We start from the raw sequence: 22,079 nt of genomic DNA on the forward strand, positions 1-22,079 counted from the left end.
GGAACCCTGCCGATGGGTGAGATCCGCGACAACAACGACGCAGCACCGACGCGCATCCCGGAGGTGGAGCCTTCGCTGGGATACCGTCGGTGCTGCCCGGCGAGTGGGTGCCGACCTCGGGCGGAGGAGGTGGACACGGTGGGCGGTCCGAAGGCACGGACGCTCCGCGCCGCCGCGCTGCACCGCCGAGCTGCCGCGACGGTCACGGCGGCGACGACGATCCTCGACGAAACCCGGCCCGCGCCGGCAGACCAACGCCGTCAGTACGCGTTGGCCGAGCGGCTGCGTGACGCCGCCACCGTCCTCGCCCCCGGTTGGGCCGGGTCCACGCTGGACGAGGTCGCCCCGGCGCATCCCGCCGGGGAGGGACCACCGCCGTTCGTCCGGGTGGGCACCGCAGCCCCGCTGGACGATGCCCGGTTCCCGGCGCTGGTGCCGATGTTCGGCAGCGGTCACCTCGTGGTGGATGCCGACGCGCACGATCCACGGGTCGCCGGGCTGCTGCGGGCCGTACTGCTGCGAGTGCTGGCGGCGACACCGGCGGGGGCGCTGCTGGTTCGGACGGTGGATGCGACGGGTGTGGCGCTGGCGCCGTTCGCGGCGCTCGGTGACGCCGGGGTGCTGGCTCCGCCGGCCACGGACGCCGACGGGCTGCAAGCGGTGCTGGCGGAGGCGGAGCGATGGGTGGCGCCGGAATCCGCCGGCCCCCGCCGGCACGACCGCTCGCTGCTGCTGGTGTTGGCCGCGCTCCCCGAACCGCACCGGCCGAGCGACCTGGCGCGGATCGAGGCGCTCGCCGAGCAGGGGCCGGCGGCCGGGCTGCACCTGGTGGTGGCGGGGTGGCCGCCGACCGGTCGGGCCGCGCCGCCCAGGGCCACACCGCTGGCTATGCGGACCGCGTACGCGTTGCTCGGTGACCCGCCGGGTGCGGCGTTCGCCGGTGGCGGTACCGATGGTGGGCTGAACTCTCCCGTCTTCGTCGACCCGGATCCGTCGGCCGACCTGGTCGACACCGTGTGCCGCAGGATCGCCGCCCAGATCGAGGCCGGCAGTCGGCTGTCCCTTTCGCACCTGCTGCCACCGGCGGACGAACTGTCGCCGGACGAGCTGTGGCAGGCGACCGGGACGGACGGACTGAGCATCACCGTCGGCGATGCCGGCGGGCGACCGGTGTCGCTCGGCTTCACCGAGCTGACTCCGCACTGGCTGGTGGGCGGTCGGTCGCGGGGCTGCCGGGCCACCTTCCTGACCACGGTGTTGCTCACCCTCGTCGCCCGGTACGGCCCGGACGAGTTGGCGCTGTATCTGGCGGATCTCGGCGACGGCGAGTCCTTTGCGGAGTTCCTACAGACCGAGCGGGACCGGTCCTGGATCCCACAGGTCCGGGCCGCCGCGATGGCCGCCGACCGGGAGTACGTACTGGACCTGTTGGAGCAGTTGACGGCCGAGGTGCAGCGGCGGGCGGAGGCGTCGGCGCGGGCGGGTGGGCAACGTTTCGCGGAGTTGCGCGGTCACCGCGCGCTCCCCCGGGTGGTCTGCGTACTGGAGAACCTGCCGGTGCTCTTCGCCGAACGGGACCGGCTGGCCGCCGAGGTGACCGTCCGGTTGGACACGCTGGCCCGGACCGGCCGGACGTACGGTGTCCACCTGGTGCTGAGCGGCGAGGGTGATCTTGGCCTGGGCACCCGTTCGGACAGCGGCCAGCGGGATTCGCTGCTGGGCCAGTTCCCGGTACGGGTAGCGCTGCCTGGCGGCGGTGCGGTGCTGGAGCCGACCAACGATGCCGCAGCCGGTCTGCCGGTGGGCAGCGCGGTGGTGAACACGGCGGGCGGCCTTGGCGGGCCACGGGGAGCGATCCGTGGTCATGAACGGATGGTTCGGTTTCCCGATCCGGCGGACGAACCGGAGGCCGTGGCCGAGTTGCGCCACCGGCTCTGGGCGGCCCGCCCACCGAAGGCGACGCCACCTACCGTCTTCGCCGGGTACGCGCGCCCGCTGCTGCGCAACGATCCCCGCTACCGGGCGGCGGTGGCCGGGCAGTCGCTCGCGCCGGCCGCGCTGCTCGGGCGGGCGGTGGATGTCGCGCGCAGCACCGCGGCGGTGCCCTTCGGACCGGCGGCGGGCCGCAACCTCGCGGTTCTCGGTCCACGGCCTGCCGCGTGCCGACTGCTGGTGACTGCCGCTCGCAGCACGGCCGCTCACCACCCGGCGGGCACGGCACGGTTCGTGGTGGCCGCACCGGATGCCGAGGCAGCGCAGTGGGCCGATGCCCTCGCCGGGGAGTTGGCCGAACGCCACCGGGTCGACCTGGTGGATCTGGCCGGACTGGTCGCCGTGGCGGACGCCGGTGAGCCGGTCTACCTGGTGGTCTTCGGGCTGGACGTGGCGCCGGTCGATGAGCTGCCCCCGGCCCGGCTGCGGGCCCTGCTGCGCGACGGGCCACCGGCCGGGCAGCATCTGCTCGGTTGGTGGCGTACGGTGCCGTCGTTCGCGACGCTCGTGGAGCCGGACGAGACGGTGGACAAGTTGACCGCCGTGGCGGTGGCGGGTGTGCCGGGAGCGCAGCTCACCCCGGTGTTCGGTCGCCCGGTCGAGTGGCGGCCCCGACCCGATCGGGTGGTGCTCTGGGACGGGCCGGGAGAGCGTGGTGTGGTGCTGGTGCCCTACGACGTACCGGCCAGCTCCGCAGGGGAGCCCGAATGACTGTGGACGATTCGCCGGTCACGGCTGCCGGGCCGGTCCGGCAACGGACCGGCCCGCCGGGAGATCCGGTCCGGGTCGCGTGGACCGACTACTTGGCCGCCGCCCGTCAGCTCGACGGGGTACGGCGGGGCGCGGCGACCGCCGCGGGCGAGCAGGCCCGCGCGGTGCAGGCCGCTCGGGAGGAGTTGGCCGGGGTACGTACCCGGTTGGCACCGCAGGAGACCCGGCTACGTGAGCTGGGCGTACCCCCGATCTCGCTGACGCCGACGCCGCCGGAGTTGGCGGAGGCGGCGCGGTCGATGAGCGGCGGCCCGGCGGCGGTGTTGACGGCTCTGGGGGAGGCACGGCGGTGGGCGGTCGGCGCGGACGATGTCCTCGCCGCTCGCGGCCTGTCCCGGATCGCGCACTGGCCGGCCCGCCCCCGCAACCTGCTGGTGTACGGACCGCTGGGGCTGCTCGTCCCGGTGCTCCTGGTGGTGGTGTACCTGCTGACCGGCACCGGCGCGGTGACCGCGCTGGCGCTGTTGGTGGGCTTGCCCGCGCCGGCGGTCGCGTTCGGCCTGGGTTGGCTCGCGGTGGGCCGGTGCTTCCCACCCGGTCCGGGGCAGCGGGTGGACCGTACGCCACGGTTCGGCGCGCTGGCCTGTCTGCTCCCGGCCGTGGTGGTCAACGCGGGGATCGTGCTGGCGCTGCTGGCGTCCTGATCGCCCCCGTTCAGCGGGGGATGATCAGAGCCATCGCCTCGGCCCGGGACTTGGCGTCCCGTTGCAAGGTGCCGCGCACCGCCGAGGTGATCGTCTTGGCCCCGGATTTCTGGATGCCCCGCATCGCCATGCACATGTGTTCGCATTCGAGGACGACGACCACACCGCGTGGTTCCAGCCGCGTCATCAGCAGATCCGCGATCTGCGAGGTGAGTCGCTCCTGCACCTGGGGTCGGCGGGCGAATACCTCGACCAGCCGGGCCAGTTTGGACAGCCCGGTGATCCGACCGTCGGGGCCGGGGATGTAGCCGATGTGGGCACTGCCCCGGAACGGCAGCAGGTGGTGCTCGCAGAGGCTCATCACGTCGATGTCGCGGACCAGCACCAGTTCTTCGTGGTTGGCCTCGAAGGTGGTGGTGAGCACGGTGGCCGGGTCGACGCGGAGGCCGGCGAAGAGTTCCGCGTACGCCCGGGCGACCCGGGCCGGGGTCTGCTGGAGGCCGTCACGGTCCGGGTCCTCGCCGACCGCGATGAGGATCTCGCGGACCGCCTTCTCGATCCGGGCGAGGTCCACGGCGTCCTCGACGGGGCGCCCGGTGAGCCGGCCGTTGACCAGCCGCGCGGCGATGTAGTCGAGACGGTCGGTGTCGGGTTCGGTGGCGGAGGCGGCCAGTCCCCGCTGGGGGGAACTGGCCGCCGTGTCGTCGGTGCTCAGTGCGAACCGTCCGAGTTGTTGGAGCTGCCGCCTCCCACGGTCGCCTCGGCGCCGTCGGCTTCTGCCTGCACCTTGAGCGCGTCCTTCTCCGCCGGGGTGAGCACGGGCGGCTCGGTGGAGGGCTGCCGCTTGCCGAAGCCGTTGTACGGAGCCATCGGTGGCCGCTTCACCACTCGGGCACAGATCCGGGCCATGTCGGCGGTGGAGAGCGTCTCCTTCTCCATCAGTTCGAGCACGATGTTGTCCAGGACGTCCCGGTACTCGACCAGGATCTCCCAGGCTTCGTCGTGGGCGAGTTCGATCAGGGCCCGCATCTCGCCGTCGATCTCGGCGGCGACCGCGTCGGAGTAGTCCCGCTCGTGGCCCATGTTGCGGCCGAGGAAGGGCTCGTCGCCGCTGGTGCCGTACTTGATGGCACCGAGCTTGGAGCTCATGCCGTACTGGGTGATCATCGCTCGGGCCAGCTGGGTGGCTTTCTCGATGTCGTTGCCGGCACCGGTGGTGGGCTCGTGGAAGACGAGTTCCTCGGCGGCCCGGCCACCCAGCGCGTACGCCAGAGTGTCGATCATCTCGGCGCGGGTCTGGGTGTACTTGTCCTCCGTGGGCAGCACCAGGGTGTGGCCCAGGGAGCGGCCACGGGACAGGATCGTCACCTTGTGCACCGGTGCGGCGTGCGGGAGTGCCCAGGCGACCAGCGCGTGTCCACCCTCGTGGTACGCGGTGATCTTCTTCTCCTGGTCACTCATCACCCGGGTGCGCCGCTGCGGGCCGGCGATCACGCGGTCGATCGACTCCTCGAGCGACTCGTTGGAGATGGCCCGCTCATCCTTACGGGCGGTCAGCAGCGCCGCTTCGTTGATCACGTTGGCCAGGTCGGCACCGCTGAAGCCCGGCGTCCGCTTGGCCACCGAGTCGAGGTCGACGTCGGGCGTGAACGGCTTGCCCTTGGCGTGCACCCGCAGGATCGCCTTGCGGCCCTCCATGTCGGGGGCGTCGACCGGGATCTGCCGGTCGAACCGGCCCGGACGCAGCAGCGCCGGGTCGAGGATGTCCGGCCGGTTGGTGGCGGCGATCAGGATGACGCCGCCCTTGACGTCGAAGCCGTCCATCTCGACGAGGAGCTGGTTCAGGGTCTGCTCGCGCTCGTCGTGGCCACCACCCATGCCGGCGCCACGGTGCCGGCCGACGGCGTCGATCTCGTCGACGAAGACGATCGCGGGAGCGTTTGCCTTGGCCTGTTCGAACAGGTCACGGACCCGGCTGGCCCCGACACCGACGAACATCTCCACGAAGTCGGAACCGGAGATCGAGTAGAACGGCACCCCGGCCTCGCCGGCCACCGCGCGAGCGAGCAGCGTCTTACCGGTACCGGGCGGGCCGAAGAGGAGCACACCCTTCGGGATCTTCGCGCCGAGCGCCTGGTACTTCGCCGGGTTCTGCAGGAAGTCCTTGATCTCGTGCAGCTCCTCGACGGCCTCCTCGGAGCCGGCCACGTCCGCGAACGTCGTCTTCGGCGTGTCCTTGGTGATCATCTTCGCCTTGGACTTGCCGAAGTTGAGCACCCGGGAGCCGCCGCCCTGCATCTGCGACATGAAGAACAGCAGCAGCAGCACGAGCAGCACGATGGGAAGCAGGTTGACCAGCAGGCTGACCCAGATGCTGTCGGATGACACCTCGGTGTCGGCCGGCCCGGTCACCCGGTTGTTGGCCTTGGCGTCGAGGACCTGGTTCCAGACCTCGTCGCCGACCTCGTAGGGGAACTGGGCCTCGATCAGCTTCGTGGTGGTATCGCCGAACTCGGTCTCCTCGGCCAGCTCAAGCTGGATCGTCTGTTCCTTGTCCTGGAAGACGACCTTCTCGATACCGCCCTTGTTGAGCTGGTCGAGCGCGACGGACGTGTCCACCCGGTGATAGCTGGGTCCACCGGTGAACAACTGACTGAGCACGACGGCGCCGAGGATGACCAGGATGACCCAGAACACCGGTCGGCGGAAGAAACGCGTACGTTCCATGCTGTTGTCGAGCGCCGAGACGCCCGCATCCTCCTGATCGACGTCCTGACCGACTGTGGGTGTCGCCGCCTGGGCGGCTGCCGGAGCCGCCGTGCGGGCCGGCCTCGACCCCGGGACGCGATTGCCGCGCCACGGTCATTCGACGGTACACCGTGCGCGACCGATATGAGCTGGCGAGCCCAGCACTTACGCGCACGGCGAACCGGATGTCAGCCGGCGTGTCCCGAAGTCGGATCGTCGGGTCACCGGCGTCAAAGGTAGTCCGACCAGCTGAAAGGCGGCTGAATGCCGGGTGGGCACGGCCGAGACGTCGGTGGTCGGCGGTCGCCGACCACCGGGTGCCGCCGCGACGCGTCGGGTCAGGAACGAGCGTAGACCTCGGGTTTGAGCACCCCCACGTACGGCAGCTCCCGGTAACGCTCACCGAAGTCGAGCCCGTACCCGACGACGAACTCGGTCGGGATGTCGAAGCCCACGTACTTGACCGGCACGGTCACCTTGACCGCGTCGGGCTTGCGGAACAGGGCGACCACCTCGACGCTCGCCGCCGACCGGGACTCCAGGTAGCGCAGCAGCCAGGACAGGGTCAGCCCGGTGTCGACGATGTCCTCCACGACGACGACGTGCCGCCCGGCGATGTCCCGGTCGAGGTCCTTGAGGATGCGCACCACGCCGGAGGAGGTGGTGCCCTGTCCGTACGAGGAGATCGCCATGAAGTCCAGCTCGGCCGGGGGCCCGTACCGGCCCAGCGCCCGGGCGAAGTCGGCCATGAACATGACCGCGCCCTTGAGCACGCAGACGAGCAGTAACCCGTCGGAGACGTGGGCGTAGTCCGCAGAGACCTGCTTGGCCAGTTCCGCGGTCTTCTCACGGATCTGCGCCTCGGAGATGATCACGTGGTCGATATCGGCGTCGTACCAGGAGCCGTCAGCCATGACCCTAGCCTGCCGTACGCCCCGGGTTCGCCGTCGGCGGGGCCGCCGGTTTCGGGGCGACCCCGCCCAGGTAATTCCGGACTAAGGGAACATTCGACTCAGTGCGGGTAGGGCTGCCGTCTACGACCCCCGTCAGAGGGCTTCCAGTCCGCGGAGTCACGGCTGTCGGCGGTCAACCCCAGGGCGGACAGGAGTGCGAGGGACAGGAAGAAGAGCAGGAAAAACAGGAAACCCATGGCGGCGCTCGCTTTCTGGCTGCTGCGGAGGTCGGATCGCCGCCGGTGCGCACCGGACAGCTACCAGTCTGCGCACCCCGCCAGCCACCGAACAGTGGCAGGAATGCCATACATCCTCGATTTCCTGCCACTACCGGGGTTACCCTCGTCACCATGCTTCGCTCGGTGGCCGTACTCGTCCTGGACGGGGTCGCCCCGTTCGAACTCGGCGTACTCGCGGAGGTGTTCGGCACCGACCGCACCGCCGACGGGCTGCCCGGTTACCGCTTCGACGTGTGTGGACCTCGACAGACCCCGGTACGCACCTCCGCCGGCTTCCATGTGGTGCCCACCGCCGACCTGGCTCCGCTGGATGAAGCGGACCTGGTGGCCGTGCCCGCCCACGCCGCCACCACCACCGCCCCCACCGAGGTCCACGCAGCGCTACGCCGGGCCGCCGACCGGGGCGCGTACCTGTTCAGCGTCTGTGCCGGGGCGTACCTGCTGGGTGAGGCGGGGCTACTCGACGGGCGGGAGTGCACCACCCACTGGCGGCACGTCGACGAGTTGCAGCGCCGTCACCCGAGCGCCCGGGTGCGCTGCAACTCGCTCTACGTGCAGGACGGCCGCCTGCTCACCAGCGCGGGCACCGCCGCCGGTATCGACGCCTGCCTGCACCTGGTACGCCAGGAGCACGGCTCGGCCATCGCCACCCGGCTCGCCCGACGGATGGTGGTGCCTCCGCACCGCGACGGCGGACAGGCCCAGTACATCGAGGCACCGATCCCGAAGGCGCCACAGGCACCCACGCTGGAGCCGGTGCTGGAATGGCTGATGGGCCACCTGGACCGGCAGATCACCGTCGACGAGCTGGCGGCTCGGGCCGGGATGGCACCACGGACGTTCGCCCGCCGGTTCCGTGCCGAGACGGGCACCACGCCGCACGACTGGCTGACCAACCAGCGCGTACTGCTGGCCCGCCGACTGTTGGAGGACACCGCGCTCACGGTGGAGGCGGTGGCCGACCGGGCCGGCTTCGGCGACGCCGCCGCCCTACGCCACCACTTCACCCGCCGGGTCGGCGCCACTCCGCAGGCGTACCGGGCCACCTTCCGCGACCGCGCTCTCACCGGCTGACCGGAGGTCAGCAGCCGCCGGCGGCGCCGTGGCGAGCGGTTGCACGACGGTGCGCGTACAGCGGTTGCCGGGGGTGGATCATCCTTCGACAACCGCCTCGTCGGGCGCGGTCCCGGCCGCCCGCCGCACCGACGCCCGGTCGGTCGGCGTCGCCGGGAGCGCTTCGGACACCAGGCGATCGGCTCGGCGCAGCACCCGCAGCCCGCCCGGCAGGTAGCTGGCTCGCTGGCCGCGCCACGCCGTGACCAGCGCGTCGAGCGCGGTGAGGTGCCGATGCGACAGCGCGGCGGGCGGTGCGCCCAACTCGTGGGCCCAGGCGCGCAGCACCCGGCCGCGTACCGCGGGTGCCAGGTCGGCCAGCGCGCCGGTCGCCAGGCCACCATCGGGATGCCGGGCCCGACTCAACGCCACATCGGCGAGGTCGTCGAGGACCGCGTTGTCCGCCGCCACCAGCGCGGCGGTGCGGGCGAGGTTGTCGAGCACACCCGGCCCCAGCGCTTCGACCAACACCGGCACCACGTCGCCGCGCACCCGAGAGCGGGCGTACGCCGGGTCGGCGTTGTGCGGGTCGTCCCAGGTCGCCAGTCCGAGTGCCGCGCAGGCGGCCCGGGTCTGTTCCCGCCCGATCTCCAACAGTGGCCGTACGAGCAGGGTGCCGGCCATTTCCCGGCGGCTCGGCATACCGGCGAGTCCGCGCGGGCCGGCACCACGAGCCAGCGCGAGCAGCACCGTCTCCGCCTGGTCGTCCCGGGTGTGACCGGTGAGAACCGCCGCTGCGCCGTACCGTCCGGCGACCTCGGCCAACGCCTGGTAGCGGGCGTCGCGGGCCGCCGCCTCGGGGCCACCTGGCCGACCGGTGACGTCGACCCGGACCACCTCCACCGGCGTCAGCCCGACCTCCTGTGCCCAGCGGGCCACCGCTTCGGCGCGCTGCCCCGAGCCGACCTGCAACCCGTGGTCGACGGTCACCAGCCCGGCGACGCGACCCGCGCGAGGTGCCACGAACGCGGTGGCCGCGGCCAGGGCCAGCGAGTCGGCACCACCCGAGCAGGCGACCAGCACCGGCCCGTCCGTCGGCAGGTCGGCCAGCGCGCGACGGACCGCGACCCGGATCGCGGCCACCGGAGGAGCGAGCGGAGCCATCGACGCGGTGGTCGCTCAGCCGGCGATCGGTGCCGGACCGACCGGGCCGTGCACCCGCGCCACCCAGGCGTCCGGTTCGCTCAACTCGGAGAGTCGGGGCAGAGTCAGCGGCGACTCGAAGACCCGGTTGAAGCCGGTCATGCCGACCCGCTCCACCACGGCGTGCACGAACTTGCGGCCCTCGGCGTACTGCCGCATCTTGACGTCGATGCCGATCAGCCGCCGGATCGTCTTCTCCACCGGGTTGCCCGCCTCACGCCGCCGGTTGAAGCCCGCTCTGATCCGCTCCACGCTCGGGATCACCTGCGGGCCGACGCCGTCCATCACGAACTCGGCGTGCCCCTCCAGCAGGGTCATCAGGGCGGTCAGCCGGTCCAGCACGGCCCGCTGCCCGGGGGTCTGCACGATGTCCAACACGCTGGATCGGCTCTGTGGGTCGCGGACCACGTCGGCGAGGGTGCTCACCCCCCGGCGCAGCCGTTCCAGCAGGTGTTCACCACCCTGAGCGGCGTCGACGAACGCCTGCACCTCACCGAGGAAGTAGGCCCGCATCCAGGGCACGGCGGTGAACTGGGTCCGGTGGGTCACCTCGTGCAGGCAGACCCAGAGGCGGAAGTCGCGCGGATCCGCGCCCAGCTTGCGCTCGACCTCGACGATGTTCGGCGCGACCAGCAGCAGTTGCCCCGGGTCGGCGGAGAAGACCTCGTACTGCCCGAGGACCCGGCCGGAGAGGTAGGCCAGCACGGTGCCCGCCTGCACCCCGGTCACCCGGGAGCCGATCGCCTCGGTGAGGGCACCTGGCTGCTTGTCCTCGGTGAGCCGACCGACCAGCGGGGTGATCACCTCGCGGAGACCGGCGACGTTGGTGGCCGCCCAGTCGCGTCGATCGACCACCCGCACCGGCGGGTGGGCGAGCTGCGAGGTCAGCCCGGTGTAGTCGGCGACGTGCCCGGCCGCCTCGTCGGTCAACCGGCGCAACTCGGAAACCACGTCGGTGGCCTCGTCGTACGTCACCCGCGGGCCCGACTTGCCCAGAGCCCCCGCCGTCGCGGTGGCCAGATCCCAGTCCACGAACTGCGCCATGCGACCCACCGTACCCGCGCCGCGACACCCACCCGCCGGGCCGACGCGGCGCCCGGGTTATGGCGGGGGTCCGCCGCGCCCCGCCCACACCGTGGTGCCGCAGCCGGACCGGTGCGTCGACGCGCTCAGCGACAGCCGCAGCCCGCGAGGGCGGCGGCGATCCTGTCCAGCGCCGCCCGAGCCGGTTCCATCCCGTTCGGCGGCACGTCGTCGGTGAGCACGGCGAAGGTGAGCAGGCGACCGTCGGCCGTGGTCACCACCCCCGCGATGGCATGCACCCGGGTCAACGTGCCGGTCTTGGCGCGGACCACACCGACCCCGGCGGCCGTGCCGGGTGCCGCGCCGTACCTGTCGCGCAGGGTGCCGGACCATCCGGCGACCGGCAGCCCGCCGAAGATGCCGGCGAGTTCGGGCCGGTTCGGGCTGGCCGCGAGGGCCAACAGCTCGGTCAGCAGCGCCGGGCTGATGAGGTTCTTCCGGGACAGCCCGCTGCCGTCGGCGAGGACGAGTCCGTTCGTCGGCAGGGCCAGCTCGGCCACCACCTCGGCCATCGCCGCCGCAGCACCCGCGAAGGAGGCCGGCTGGTCTCGGGCCAGGGCGACCTGGCGGGCCAACGCCTCGGCGACGATGTTGTCGCTGTCACTGATCATGATGTCGACCAGCCGGATCAGCGGCGGCGAGTACACCACGCCCAGTTCGGCACCGGGGGCATGGCCACCGGCCGGTTCCGTCGCCCCGGTCGTCTCGGTCGGCGTCGGCGGTGCGGTGCCCTTGCGCACGGTCGACGCCGGCACCCCGAGCAGCCTGGCGAAGGCGCGGCCGGCGACCATGTCCGGTTCGGCGACCCGTGCGGCCCACCCCGGGCCGGCCTTCGGATTCTTGCGTGCTCCGTCGAGCATCAGCGCGGTGATCGCCCCGCCGTACCCACCGGTGGGGATGTCGTCGTCCCAGCCCGGCCCGAACACCGGGCCGGAGTAGCGCGAGGAATCGACGACGATGCTGGTGGGTGCGGCACCTGCCAGCGCGGTACGGACCTGGTCGGCGAGGTCCGTGAGGCTCGCCGCGCCCGGGTAGAAACCCTTCGCGTCGGCGGCCAACGTCGGGTCTCCGCCACCGACCAGCACCACCTCGCCGGGCTGCGTACCGGCGACGGCGCGGGTCGGGATCCGGTGGCCGGGGCCTCGGGCGGTCAACACCGTGACCGCGGTCAACAGCTTGGTCACCGAGGCCGGCACGGTCCCTTCGCCGCCGCCCCGCTCGAAGAGCATCTCCCCGGTCAGCGCGTCGGCCACCGCCATGTTGACCCGACCGCCCAGGGCGGTGTCATCGGCCAACGGTTCGAGCGCGGCGCGCAGCCCGTCCGTGGTGGGCGGTGGCGCGGCGAGGTCGGCGGCGGCGAGCACCGCGACCGGAGCGGGTTCACCAGTCGCGGTGGCTGCCGGGGTCGTCGGCGTCTCGCCCAGCCATCGGCCCACCGGCCCGGGCCGGACCACGACCAGGCCCACCGCGACCAGCACGAGTACCACCACGGCGGCGAGCACCAGCGGCAGCCGCCGACGCGGTGCCATCCCGACGGGTGGCGGCGGGTCGGCAGGCGGTTTGCCGGTCGGGTCGGTCGGTGGCATCCCCGCCGCCGGGCTCACCGGCGCGGCGGGCGGCTCCGGCGACGACGCGGGCGGCTCCGGCGGCGGGGCGGCTGGTTCCGCCGGGAGAGGGTTCGGCGCGGGGCGGTCGGCGGAGGTCGGCACGACCGAAGGCGTCGACGGTTGCGGCCGGAGGACCTGCGCCTCCGGCACCGGCACCCGTCCGGCCGCCGGCTTCACCGGCGGTTGGCTGTCCCCGCCCTCGACGGGGCCGCCGGGACGGTAGTGTGAATCTTCCCTCCCCACGACCCCCTCCTCCGCCACCGGGAACCGGCCTGGGTGACACTACTTCGGTCCGAAGACTATGCGGCGGCCGGAGTCCACGGGTTGGCATTCGCCCACCCTGTTCCGCCGCCGGTTCCGTCAAGCCAGCGTGGGCCAACGAGGGAGCGTGCAGATGGATTTCGACGTCACGGTTGAGATCCCCAAGGGTCACCGCAACAAGTACGAGGTGGACCACGTGACCGGGCGGATCCGGCTGGACCGTACCCTCTTCACCTCCACGCAGTACCCAGCCGACTACGGCTTCATCGAGGGCACCCTGGGCGAGGACGGCGATCCGCTGGACGCCCTGGTGCTGGTGCCCGAGCCGACCTTTCCGGGCTGCCTGATCCGGTGCCGCACGATCGGCATGTTCCGGATGACGGACGAGAAGGGCGGCGACGACAAGGTCCTCTGCGTCCCCTACGAGGACCCCCGGCAGGAGCACCTGCGCGACATCCACCACCTCGGCGAGTTCGACCGGTTGGAGATCCAGCACTTCTTCGAGGTGTACAAGGATCTTGAGCCGGGCAAGTCGGTCGAGGGTGCGACCTGGGTGGGGCGTACCGAGGCCGAGGCTGAGATCCAGGCTTCGTACCGGCGGGCCCGGGAGGCCGAGGAGCGCGGCGAGTCCACCCACTGACGGTTCGACGAGCCCGGGGAGCCGCTCAACCGAGCAGTCCCCGGGCTCGCTCGTACAGGCCGAGCACCGCGCAGGCGATCGGCACCACGGAAACCACCAGCAGGGTGTCGGCGAGGTCGGCGATCCGCCCGACGTACGGCGAGACCGGCCGACGGGCGTACGTGGTGCCACCCGCCACCACCAGGAGCGCGACCAGCAAGCCGCCGACGACCAGGGTCAACCGGAGTGTGGCGTCGACGGCTCCGGCCAGCACCCCGCCGAGGACCGCGTACCCGGCCAGCCCGGCGAGCACCGGCGCGACCCGGTGCCGGACGGTCGTGAACAGCCGGGCGCGGAGCAGCAGCACCGCCGAGGCCACCCCGACCAGCAGCCGACCGGCGACGTCACCGGTGCTGACCAGGATCACCGCCGCGCCCCCGGCCAACGCGGCCTGGCCGATCAGCATGCCGGTGAGCATCTCCTCGGTCCGGGCCACGGCCGCGTAGACCCGGCCCCGATCCGGCAGGTCGCGCACCCGATCCGCGTCGTCGGCCGGCTCGGTCGGCAGGGTCGTCGGCGGCAACGGCACCCGGCCCAGCCGGATGGCCAGCAGCGGAACGGCCCCGACGGCGAAGGTCAGTCCGCAGAGCAGGACCGCTGCCGCGCCCGCCGGACCGAGCAGCAGGGCACCGAGGGCGGCTGCTCCGCCGCCCACGCCCACCACCGTGCCGGCCACGAAGATCCGCAGTCGGGTGGCCACTCCGAACAGCCCCAGCACCGAGGCCAGCAGCAGCGCCACCGAACCGGCGAGCAGCTCCGGCGCGCCCACCCAACGCAGCGCACCGATCGGCCCGACCGGGTCGCCCGAACTGACGGCGAGGGCACCGGCCAGCGCCGCGTAGGGCAACGCGTACCCGCCGACGGTGGCACCGGCCAACCCGTCGCCGTGCGCCCGGGACAGCACGGTGCCGGTCAGCACCAGCAGACCGGCCGCGACGGTCGCGGCCAGCCAACCGGTCGGGTCTTCCGGCCCACCCGCGAGCAGGGCGAGCAGGCCGACGGTGAGCGGAACACCGGCACCGACCAGCGCCGCCACCCGGGTCGCCCCGGGCGACCAGGCCCCACCCTGCCGCCGGGCCGCGTCGGCGACGGCCTCCACGACGTCGTCGTACTCGAACTCCGGCCACTCGGTACGCGCCGGCACCAGATGCAGCACCTCGCCGTCGCGGATTCCCTGGGCGGCCAACGCCTGCCCACCGACCAGCACGCTGCCGTCGGAGCGGCGGAGCAGCCAGCCACCGTGCTGTTCCCCGTCGTCGGCGAGCCCGTCACCGGCGTGACGCAGCACCTCGGGCAGCAGCTCGGCGAGGGGGACCTGCTCCGGTAGCGCCACGTCGACCCGCCGTCGGGGTGTGCTGACGGTGACCCGGGCCAGCCCGACTGTCATTGACCGATCTCCATCCCGAGCGGGGTCTGCTGCTGCGCGGACGACAGGACTTTACCTACGATGAGCCAGGCTCGGGTCACGGTGCGCAGTCAGGAGGGTCGAGTGTCCACTGTCGTCGTGCGACGACCGGCCCGACGCCCAGCGCCCGAGATACCCGTCGGTGACCTGCCGGTGCAGGCACCCCCGGAGATTCCGGCCGCCACCGGCACCCGTTGGCACCAGCTGCTGATGGTGTTGCCGATGCTCGGCGGCACGGTGGCGATGGCGATGATGTTCGGCCGGGGCGACGGTGCCTACGCGTACGTGGTCGGCGGCATGTTCGGCCTCTCCTCGTTGGCGATGCTGGCGACCTCCTGGGGCAACGCGTCGGGCAGCCCGAGGAAGTCCGAGATGATGGCCGCCCGCCGGGAGTACCTGCGGCACCTGGCGACCCTGCGTCGGCAGGTGCGGCAGACCGCAGCCCGGCAGCGCGCCGGCCTCTGTTACCGGCATCCCGACCCGTCGCTGCTCTGGTCGACGGTGCACAGTCACCGGCTCTGGGAGCGGCGACCCGCCGATCCGGACTTCGCGGTGGTCCGGATAGCCGTCGGGCCGCAGACCCTGGCCACGCCGCTGATACCACCGGTCACCGGTCCACTGGAGGAACTGGAGCCGATGACGGCCGGCGCGCTGCGCCGCTTCCTCGACGCGTACTCGGTGGTGCCCGACCTGCCGGTGGCCCTGTCGTTGCGCAGTTTCGCCCGGGTCTTCGTCCGGGCCACCCCGGCCGGGACCACCGGGACACCGGCCGCGCAGGCGCTGACCCGGGCCATGCTCACCCAGCTCGCCGTCTTCCACGCCCCGGACGAGCTGATGATCGCCGTCTGTGCCGGGCCGGAACGCCGCGACGCCTGGGAGTGGGTCAAGTGGTTACCCCACGCGCAGCACCCGACCCGCACCGACGCCCTCGGTCCGGTACGGCTGGTGGCCAGCTCGGCGGTGGAGCTGGAACGGCTGCTCGACGGGGTGCTGGCCAGCCGGTCGAGGTTCAACCCGGCCGGGCTGGTCACGGACGGGCCGCACGTGGTGATCGTGCTCGACGGCGGTGACCTCACCGGCGCCACCGAACTGGTCGGTGACGGCGGCATCGACGCGGTGACCCTGGTCGACCTGGACACTGCGCCACCGCGACTGCTCGACCGGTTCGCCCTGCTGCTGGAGCTACGCGACGGCCGACTGCGGTCACGCTCCTCAGACGGTCCGGCCGAGGTCGGCACGGCCGATGCGTTGGAGATCGCCGAGGCCGAGGCGGTGGCGCGGCGGCTGGCACCGCTGCGGCTGGCCGCAGCCCGGGACGCCGGTCCCGCACCCGGTACCGAGCCGGGTCTGCCGGAGCTGCTCGGTATCGGCGATCCGGAGGGCTTCACCGCCGAACAGGGCTGGCTCCCGAGATCGGCTCGGGACCGGCTGCGGGTGCCGATCGGCGTCGGGGTGGAGGGCGGCGCGGTCGAGCTGGACCTGAAGGAGTCGGCGCAGGGCGGCATGGGCCCGCACGGGTTGCTGATCGGGGCGACCGGCTCCGGCAAGTCCGAGCTGCTTCGTACGCTGGTGCTCGGGTTGGCCGCCACCCACTCCGCCGAGCAGCTCAACTTCGTGCTCGTCGACTTCAAGGGCGGGGCCACCTTCGCCCCCTTCGACCGGCTGCCGCACACCGCCGCCGTGATCACCAACCTGGCTGACGCCCTGCCCCTGGTGGACCGGATGGTCGACGCGATCAACGGCGAGCTGGTCCGTCGGCAGGAACTGCTGCGCCGCGCCGGCAACTTCGCCAGCCTGCGCGACTACGAGCGGGCCCGGGCGGCCGGGAACCCACTCGCGCCGCTGCCGTCGCTGCTGCTGATCTGCGACGAGTTCTCCGAACTGCTCTCGGCCAAGCCCGACTTCATCGACCTGTTCGTCCAGATCGGCCGACTGGGCCGGTCCCTCGGGGTGCACCTGCTGCTGGCGAGTCAGCGGCTGGAGGAGGGACGCCTGCGCGGGCTGGACACCCACCTGTCGTACCGGATCGGTCTGCGGACCTTCTCCTCGCTGGAGTCCCGTACGGTGCTCGGGGTACCCGACGCGCACGAGTTACCCCCGTCGCCGGGGCACGGATACCTGCGCTTCGGCACCGAACCGCTGGTGCGGTTCAAGACCGCGTACGTCTCCGGCCCGGTGCGCCGACGCGTCCTGCCCACCGGCGCGGCCGAAACCGAACGTCCCCGGCTGCTCACCTTCTCCACCCATCTCACGCCGGTGCCGCAGCCGCCCGCACCACCGGAGGTCAAGGACGAGGCGGACGTCACGGAGACCCTGCTGCGGTTGCTGGTCGACCGGCTCGCCGGGCAGGGCACGCCAGCGCACCAGGTGTGGCTGCCGCCGCTGGACGCCCCTGCGGCCATGGACGAGTTGGTGGGTCCGCTCACGGTCGATCCGGCTCGCGGGCTGACCTTCGGCAATCCCGAGTTGCACGGCGGTCTCCAGGTCCCGGTGGCCGTCATCGACCGACCGTTCGAGCAACGCCGGGACGTGCTCTGGTTGGCGCTGGACGGCGCGGCCGGGCACGTCGCGGTGGTGGGTGGCACGCAGAGCGGCAAGTCCACCGCGCTGCGTACGCTGATCTGCGCGCTGGCCCTCACCCACACACCGGCCGAGGTGCAGGTCTACTGCCTCGACTTCGGCGGCGGCGGGCTCGCCTCGGTGCGCGACCTGCCGCACGTCGGTGGGGTCACCGGACGGGCCGACCCCACCGTCGTACGCCGCACGGTGGGCGAGATGTCCACCCTGCTCGCCGAGCGGGAGCGCCGCTTCGCCGAACTGGGTGTGGAGTCGATGGCCAGCTGGCGGCAGCGTCGTGGCGGCCGCACCGACGCGGACGACACCGACCTGTTCGGCGACGTGTTCCTCGTCGTGGACGGGTGGACGACCCTGCGTGCCGAGTACGACGACCTGGAGCCACTGATCACCGACCTGGCGACCCGGGGCCTGTCGTACGGCCTGCACGTGGTGGCCACCGCAGTGCGGTGGCTGGACTTCCGGCCGGGCATCCGGGATCTGTTCGGTTCCCGGTTGGAGCTGCGGCTCGGCGACCCGTCCGATTCACTGGTCGCCCGACGCGCGGCGGCCCAGGTGCCGGAGCAGACCCCCGGGCGGGGCGTCACCGCGGAGGGCCTGCACTTCCTCACCGCCCTGCCCCGCACCGCCGGAGCGGACACCGCAGCGCTGGTCAAGCAGGTGGGCGACGCGTGGTCCGGCCCGGCCGCGCCCCGGGTCCGGTTGCTCCCGGCGGTGTTGCCGTACGCGGACCTCGACCTCGACGCCGCGACGGGGCTGCGGATCCCGGTCGGCGTCGCCGAGGCGGATCTACGTCCGGTGCTCCTCGACTTCGGCACCGAACCGCACCTGGTGGTCTACGGCGACGCCGAGAGCGGCAAGTCGTCGTTCCTGCGTGCTCTGGCCACCTCGATCGTCACCCGGTTCACGCCGGAGCAGGCCCGGGTGATCATGGTTGACTACCGGCGCAGCCTGCTGGGCACCATCGCCACGGAACACCTGATCGGCTACGGCACCACGGCGGCGCACACCACTGACCTGATCGAATCGGCCGCCGGCTATCTCCAGGACCGCGCACCGGGCCCACAGGTCAGTCCGGCTCAGTTGCGGGACCGGTCGTGGTGGTCCGGCCCGGAGTTGTTCGTGCTGGTCGACGACTACGACCTGGTGGCGAGCGGCCCGGCGAACCCGTTGCGGGCGTTGGAGGAGCACCTGCCGCACGCCCGTGACGTCGGGCTGCACCTGGTGCTGGCGCGCCGGTGCGGTGGCGCGGCCCGCGCCCAGTACGAGCCGGTGGTGCAGCGGTTACGAGAACTGTCCACCTCGGGCCTGGTGATGTCGGGAAGCCCGGAAGAGGGTGCCCTGGTCGGTCCGGTCCGGCCGGGCCCGCTGCCACCCGGACGCGGTCGGCTGTTCACCCGACGCGAGGGGGTACGCCTGATCCAACTGGCGCATCTACCGCCACAGTGATGTCGACTCCACGGAACGTCCCTGTAGGCGGGATGGAACCGGTAATCTCCGATCGTCATGTGTCCTGCGACGAATGGCTGAGGATGTGACCAGGCTGCGGTACAGCGGGCTACCGACGGCGGGCCGGTTCGCCAACCGGGCGCTGCTCGCGGCGGCCGCCTCTGTGCTGTCGGTCGCCATCGCGGTCGTGCCCGCCACCGCAGTGCCAATCCACGCTCCCGCGTACGGCACGCCGGTGGCCCACAACCCCGACTCGACGCAACGTGCCGATCAGGTCCGCGACGAGCAGTGGCAGCTCGACAAGTTGGGCGCACGGACAGCCTGGCGTACCTCGACCGGTCGCGGTGTGGTGGTGGCCGTGATCGACTCCGGGGTGGACGGTTCCCACCCGGACCTGGTCGGGCGGGTGTTGCCGGGCCTCGACCTGGTCACGCCGGACGAGGCGACCGAACCGGATCCGGTCGGACACGGCACGACGGTGGCCGGTCTGATCGCGGGGCGCAACGACGACCGTCGGGGTGTGGTGGGTCTCGCGCCGGACGCCCGGATCCTGCCGGTGCGGGTTCTCGACGCGGAGAACCGCTACGACGACGCGCTGATCGTGGCCAAGGGCGTGCGATGGGCGGTGGACAACGGCGCGAAGGTGATCAACCTCTCCCTCGGCGGCAACGGCGACAGCGCGGCCCTGGCCGCCGCGATCGACTACGCCTTCGCCCGGGACGTGGTGGTGGTCGCCTGCACCGGCAATCTCGCCACCTCGCCCGAGGCGAAGGTGTGGTACCCGGCCCGTGAGCCCGGCGTCATCGCGGTCTCCGGGCTGGAGCGCAACAGCGACAACCTGTGGAGCGGCGCGATCACCGGTCGCGCCACGGTCCTCACCGCTCCTGCCAGCGGGCTGGTGGGTGCCCGTCCTCCCGGTGGCTACTGGCGGGTGCAGGGCACCAGCTTCGCGGCACCGCTGGTCGCCGCCACCGCCGCCCTGGTGCGGTCGCGCTACCCGGAGATGTCCGCCGGGGATGTGGTGAACCGGCTGTTGGCCACGGCGAAGGACATCGGGCCCACCGGTCGGGACGAGCGGTTCGGGTACGGCCTGGTCGACCCGGTCGCGGCGTTGACGGCGGAGGTGCCGCTGGTGCATCGGAACCCGTTGGACGACAACGATCCGCCGGGGGTGGTCGGTTTCGGCCCCGCGCCCGGGGCCACCTCGGCGGATGATCCCGACGCGGAGCAGCTCGGTCTGACCGGGTCTCGGCAGGAGACCCAGTGGCAGGCGCGGGCCGCCGGTTCGCAGGACGACGCCAGCTCGGAGCGGCTCTGGATCGGGGCGGCCATCTTCGTCGCGCTGCTCACCGGGGCGGTGCTGATGGTGCGCCGGTTCCGGCAGTCGTCCCGCTGAGCCGACCACCACTGAGGTACCCGAATTCGCGCATCTTGACGAGGTACGGGCGTCCGGCTGGGTACAACCATCGTCGTGGACACCTTCGAACGGGTCGGCCCGGCACCGTCCTCCGGCCCGGACGGTCGCCGACGGCGGGCCGACCTGTCAGGCGCACGGTGGGCACCGGCGGCCGCCAGCGTGCTGCTGCTCGCGTCGTTCACGTTGATCGCCACGCTGGTGCTGACGAACCGGTCACCGCTGCGTCGACTCGATCTGGCCATCACCACGCAGCTGCACGGGTACGCCCTGGACCACCCGGGCTGGGTCCGGGCGGTGAGCTTCTGGACCGACGCCTTCGCGCCGATGCCCCTGCGGGCCGCCGCGCTGTTCCTGGTGATCTGGCTGGCCCGTGACGGCGCCCGACGGCTCGCCGTCTGGGTCGGCACCACGATGGTGCTCGGCGGCCTGCTCGGGCCGCTGCTCAAACTCCTCGTCGGTCGGCCGCGACCGGATCTGCCCGACCCGGTGGCACAGGCACCCGGTTTGGCCTTCCCGTCGGGCCACGCGCTGAACGCGATGCTCGCCGCCGGAGTGCTGCTGGTGGTCTTCCTGCCCCGGACCAGAACCCGCTCGGCCGCCCGTGCGGTGCTCTGGCTGGGGGCGCTGTCGATCGCCCTGGTGACCGGGTTCAGCCGGGTCGCGCTCGGGGTGCACTGGAGCAGCGACGTGCTGGCCGGGTGGCTACTCGGAGCCGCGGTGGTCGTCGCCACCGCCACCGCGTTCGCCGTCTGGCCGAGCCGGGACGTACCCCAGGCCCGGTCGCACTGACCTGGCCGGTGCTGGTCAGGTGCAGTCGCCGGTGTCGGTGCCCCGGGTGCGTTCGGCACCGGCCAGCGCCACCGGTCGGGCCTCGGCGGCGGTGACCGCGAACCCGGTGTTCGGGTCGTCAGCCGCCGCCGCGAAGATCACCCCGAGCACCAGGCCGTTGGCGGAGACCAACGGGCCACCGGAGTTACCGCTGCGGACCAGGGCCCGGATGGTGTAGATCTCCCGGGTCACGTTCCCGGACGAGTAGATGTCCGGCCCGGTGATCCGGTCGACGTCGCGGATCCGCGCCGACTGGGCGTTGTACGGCCCGTCGAGCGGGAACCCGAGCACGATGGCGTCCGCTCCGATGCCGGCGTTGCCGGCGGCGAACCGCATCGACGGGCCGGGCAGCCCCGGCACGTAGAGCACGGCCAGATCCCGGTCGGGGTCGTAGACGACCACCTCGCCGTCGTACCGGTCCCCACCCAGTTCCACCGCGACCGAGCGGGTGCCGGCGACCACGTGCGCGTTGGTCATCACCCGGTCGTCGGCGTACACGAAACCGGATCCCTCGATCCGCCGCGAGCAACTCGGTGCCGACCCGAGCACCTTCACCACCGAGCGCTGCCCGTTGCTGACCACCTCGGAGCCGGCGAGTGCCGGGTCCGGCGGTTCGACCTGCCGGGCCTGGGTACGTCGCAGCCCATCGAAGACGTCCGGGAAGCCGTTGGTGTCGACGGTGTCGCGCAGCGCGGTGGAGAGCTGCTGTGCCTGGTCGGGCAGCACCTGGTCCACCACGTTGAGCAGCGCGCTGCTGCGCACCGAGGCGGCGAGCCAGGGCAGCGAGGAGGAGCCGAGCGGCACCGCGACCAGCCAGGCGACCAGCAGCACCGCGAAGAGGGAGACGAACGCGCCACCGATGTCGTCGGCCCGCCGCCCCACGTCACTGGCGATGGTGCGGCGCAGGTGTGACCCGAGCCAGCCGGCCAACGCCTGGCCCACCACCGCCAGACCGAAGATGGCCACCAGCGAGATCAACACCCGGGTGCCGCTGTCCACGAACTGCTGGGCGAGCATCGGACCCACCTGCAAACCGATCAGGGCGCCGAGAAAGAACCCGGAGAACGAGAGCACCCCGATCACGAACCCCTGTCGGTATCCGCTGATCGCGAACACGAGCATGAGCAACAGCAGGACGAGATCCACGGCCGACACAGCTCAAGCCTACGGGCC

The 22,079-nt window shown here is 72.4% G+C and carries 15 protein-coding genes and 1 pseudogene; 7 read left to right on the forward strand and 9 right to left on the reverse strand.

All coding sequences use genetic code 11. The features are described from left to right. Positions 1-129: 129 nt before the first annotated feature. Both ACLQ2S_RS02770 and ACLQ2S_RS02775 read left to right on the forward strand, forming a co-directional pair. Positions 130-2,703 (forward strand): FtsK/SpoIIIE domain-containing protein, encoded by a 2,574-nt coding sequence (locus ACLQ2S_RS02770; protein ID WP_425701055.1) that lies wholly within the window; start codon positions 130-132, stop codon positions 2,701-2,703. Further along, entirely contained in the window at positions 2,700-3,407 is a 708-nt protein-coding gene (locus tag ACLQ2S_RS02775) for a hypothetical protein (RefSeq protein WP_155214368.1), read from the forward strand. The genes ACLQ2S_RS02770 and ACLQ2S_RS02775 overlap by 4 nt, the downstream gene beginning before the upstream one ends. Positions 3,408-3,417: 10 nt before the next feature. Here ACLQ2S_RS02775 and folE read toward each other — a convergent pair whose 3' ends face one another. The 4 genes from folE to ACLQ2S_RS02795 all read right to left on the reverse strand — a co-directional run bounded on the left by folE (position 3,418) and on the right by ACLQ2S_RS02795 (position 7,305). Then, positions 3,418-4,080: a GTP cyclohydrolase I FolE gene (gene folE / locus ACLQ2S_RS02780; RefSeq protein WP_155214367.1), complete on the reverse strand. Its 663-nt coding sequence runs from the start codon at positions 4,078-4,080 to the stop codon at positions 3,418-3,420. 38 nt (positions 4,081-4,118) lie between these two features. After that, a complete protein-coding gene (gene ftsH / locus ACLQ2S_RS02785; RefSeq protein WP_155214366.1) occupies positions 4,119-6,134 on the reverse strand; it encodes an ATP-dependent zinc metalloprotease FtsH in 2,016 nt (671 codons plus the stop codon). 359 nt (positions 6,135-6,493) lie between these two features. Beyond that, positions 6,494-7,069, reverse strand: a complete 576-nt coding sequence (gene hpt / locus ACLQ2S_RS02790; RefSeq protein ID WP_155214365.1) for a hypoxanthine phosphoribosyltransferase — start codon at positions 7,067-7,069, stop codon at positions 6,494-6,496. A 98-nt stretch (positions 7,070-7,167) separates the two neighbouring features. Beyond that, complete coding sequence (locus ACLQ2S_RS02795) at positions 7,168-7,305, reverse strand: hypothetical protein (RefSeq protein ID WP_196222409.1); 138 nt, start codon at positions 7,303-7,305, stop codon at positions 7,168-7,170. A 153-nt stretch (positions 7,306-7,458) separates the two neighbouring features. Between ACLQ2S_RS02795 and ACLQ2S_RS02800 the strand changes: the two genes are divergently transcribed. Beyond that, positions 7,459-8,421 (forward strand): GlxA family transcriptional regulator, encoded by a 963-nt coding sequence (locus ACLQ2S_RS02800; RefSeq protein WP_155214364.1) that lies wholly within the window; start codon positions 7,459-7,461, stop codon positions 8,419-8,421. Positions 8,422-8,586: 165 nt separating this feature from the next. On the opposite strand, the pseudogene tilS reads toward ACLQ2S_RS02800, so the two are convergent. From tilS to dacB, 3 genes and pseudogenes are all read right to left on the reverse strand, one after another. Then, positions 8,587-9,564 (reverse strand): annotated as a pseudogene (gene tilS, locus ACLQ2S_RS02805) (tRNA lysidine(34) synthetase TilS); the annotation flags it as partial. Between the two features lie 15 nt (positions 9,565-9,579). Then, complete coding sequence (locus ACLQ2S_RS02810) at positions 9,580-10,647, reverse strand: zinc-dependent metalloprotease (protein ID WP_155214362.1); 1,068 nt, start codon at positions 10,645-10,647, stop codon at positions 9,580-9,582. Positions 10,648-10,772: 125 nt separating this feature from the next. Continuing rightward, positions 10,773-12,215 carry a D-alanyl-D-alanine carboxypeptidase/D-alanyl-D-alanine endopeptidase gene (dacB, locus tag ACLQ2S_RS02815; RefSeq protein ID WP_425701056.1) on the reverse strand — a complete coding sequence of 481 codons (1,443 nt, stop codon included), beginning with the start codon at positions 12,213-12,215 and terminating at the stop codon, positions 10,773-10,775. A gap of 472 nt (positions 12,216-12,687) precedes the next feature. On the opposite strand from dacB, the gene ACLQ2S_RS02820 reads away from it, so the two are divergent. Beyond that, the gene (locus tag ACLQ2S_RS02820; protein ID WP_093409905.1) at positions 12,688-13,194 is read left to right on the forward strand and encodes an inorganic diphosphatase; all 507 of its coding nucleotides are present in this window, start codon (positions 12,688-12,690) and stop codon (positions 13,192-13,194) included. A gap of 25 nt (positions 13,195-13,219) precedes the next feature. On the opposite strand, the gene eccD is transcribed toward ACLQ2S_RS02820, so the two are convergent. Then, positions 13,220-14,620 carry a type VII secretion integral membrane protein EccD gene (eccD, locus tag ACLQ2S_RS02825; RefSeq protein WP_155214361.1) on the reverse strand — a complete coding sequence of 467 codons (1,401 nt, stop codon included), beginning with the start codon at positions 14,618-14,620 and terminating at the stop codon, positions 13,220-13,222. A gap of 102 nt (positions 14,621-14,722) precedes the next feature. Between eccD and eccCa the strand changes: the two genes are divergently transcribed. From eccCa to ACLQ2S_RS02840, 3 genes are all read left to right on the forward strand, one after another. Then, positions 14,723-18,661, forward strand: coding sequence for a type VII secretion protein EccCa (gene eccCa, locus ACLQ2S_RS02830; protein WP_425701035.1), 3,939 nt, complete (start codon positions 14,723-14,725; stop codon positions 18,659-18,661). Between the two features lie 73 nt (positions 18,662-18,734). Beyond that, positions 18,735-20,057, forward strand: coding sequence for a type VII secretion-associated serine protease mycosin (gene mycP / locus ACLQ2S_RS02835; protein ID WP_155214359.1), 1,323 nt, complete (start codon positions 18,735-18,737; stop codon positions 20,055-20,057). 75 nt (positions 20,058-20,132) lie between these two features. Further along, on the forward strand, positions 20,133-20,867 hold the full coding sequence (locus ACLQ2S_RS02840; RefSeq protein ID WP_375335267.1) for a phosphatase PAP2 family protein: 735 nt from the start codon (positions 20,133-20,135) through the stop codon (positions 20,865-20,867). A gap of 15 nt (positions 20,868-20,882) precedes the next feature. Here ACLQ2S_RS02840 and ACLQ2S_RS02845 read toward each other — a convergent pair whose 3' ends face one another. Further along, positions 20,883-22,061, reverse strand: a complete 1,179-nt coding sequence (locus ACLQ2S_RS02845) for a MarP family serine protease (protein WP_309222392.1) — start codon at positions 22,059-22,061, stop codon at positions 20,883-20,885. Positions 22,062-22,079 lie beyond the last annotated feature (18 nt).

Source organism: Micromonospora sp. DT48 (genome assembly GCF_049844495.1).
Taxonomy (GTDB): Bacteria; Actinomycetota; Actinomycetes; order Mycobacteriales; family Micromonosporaceae; genus Micromonospora.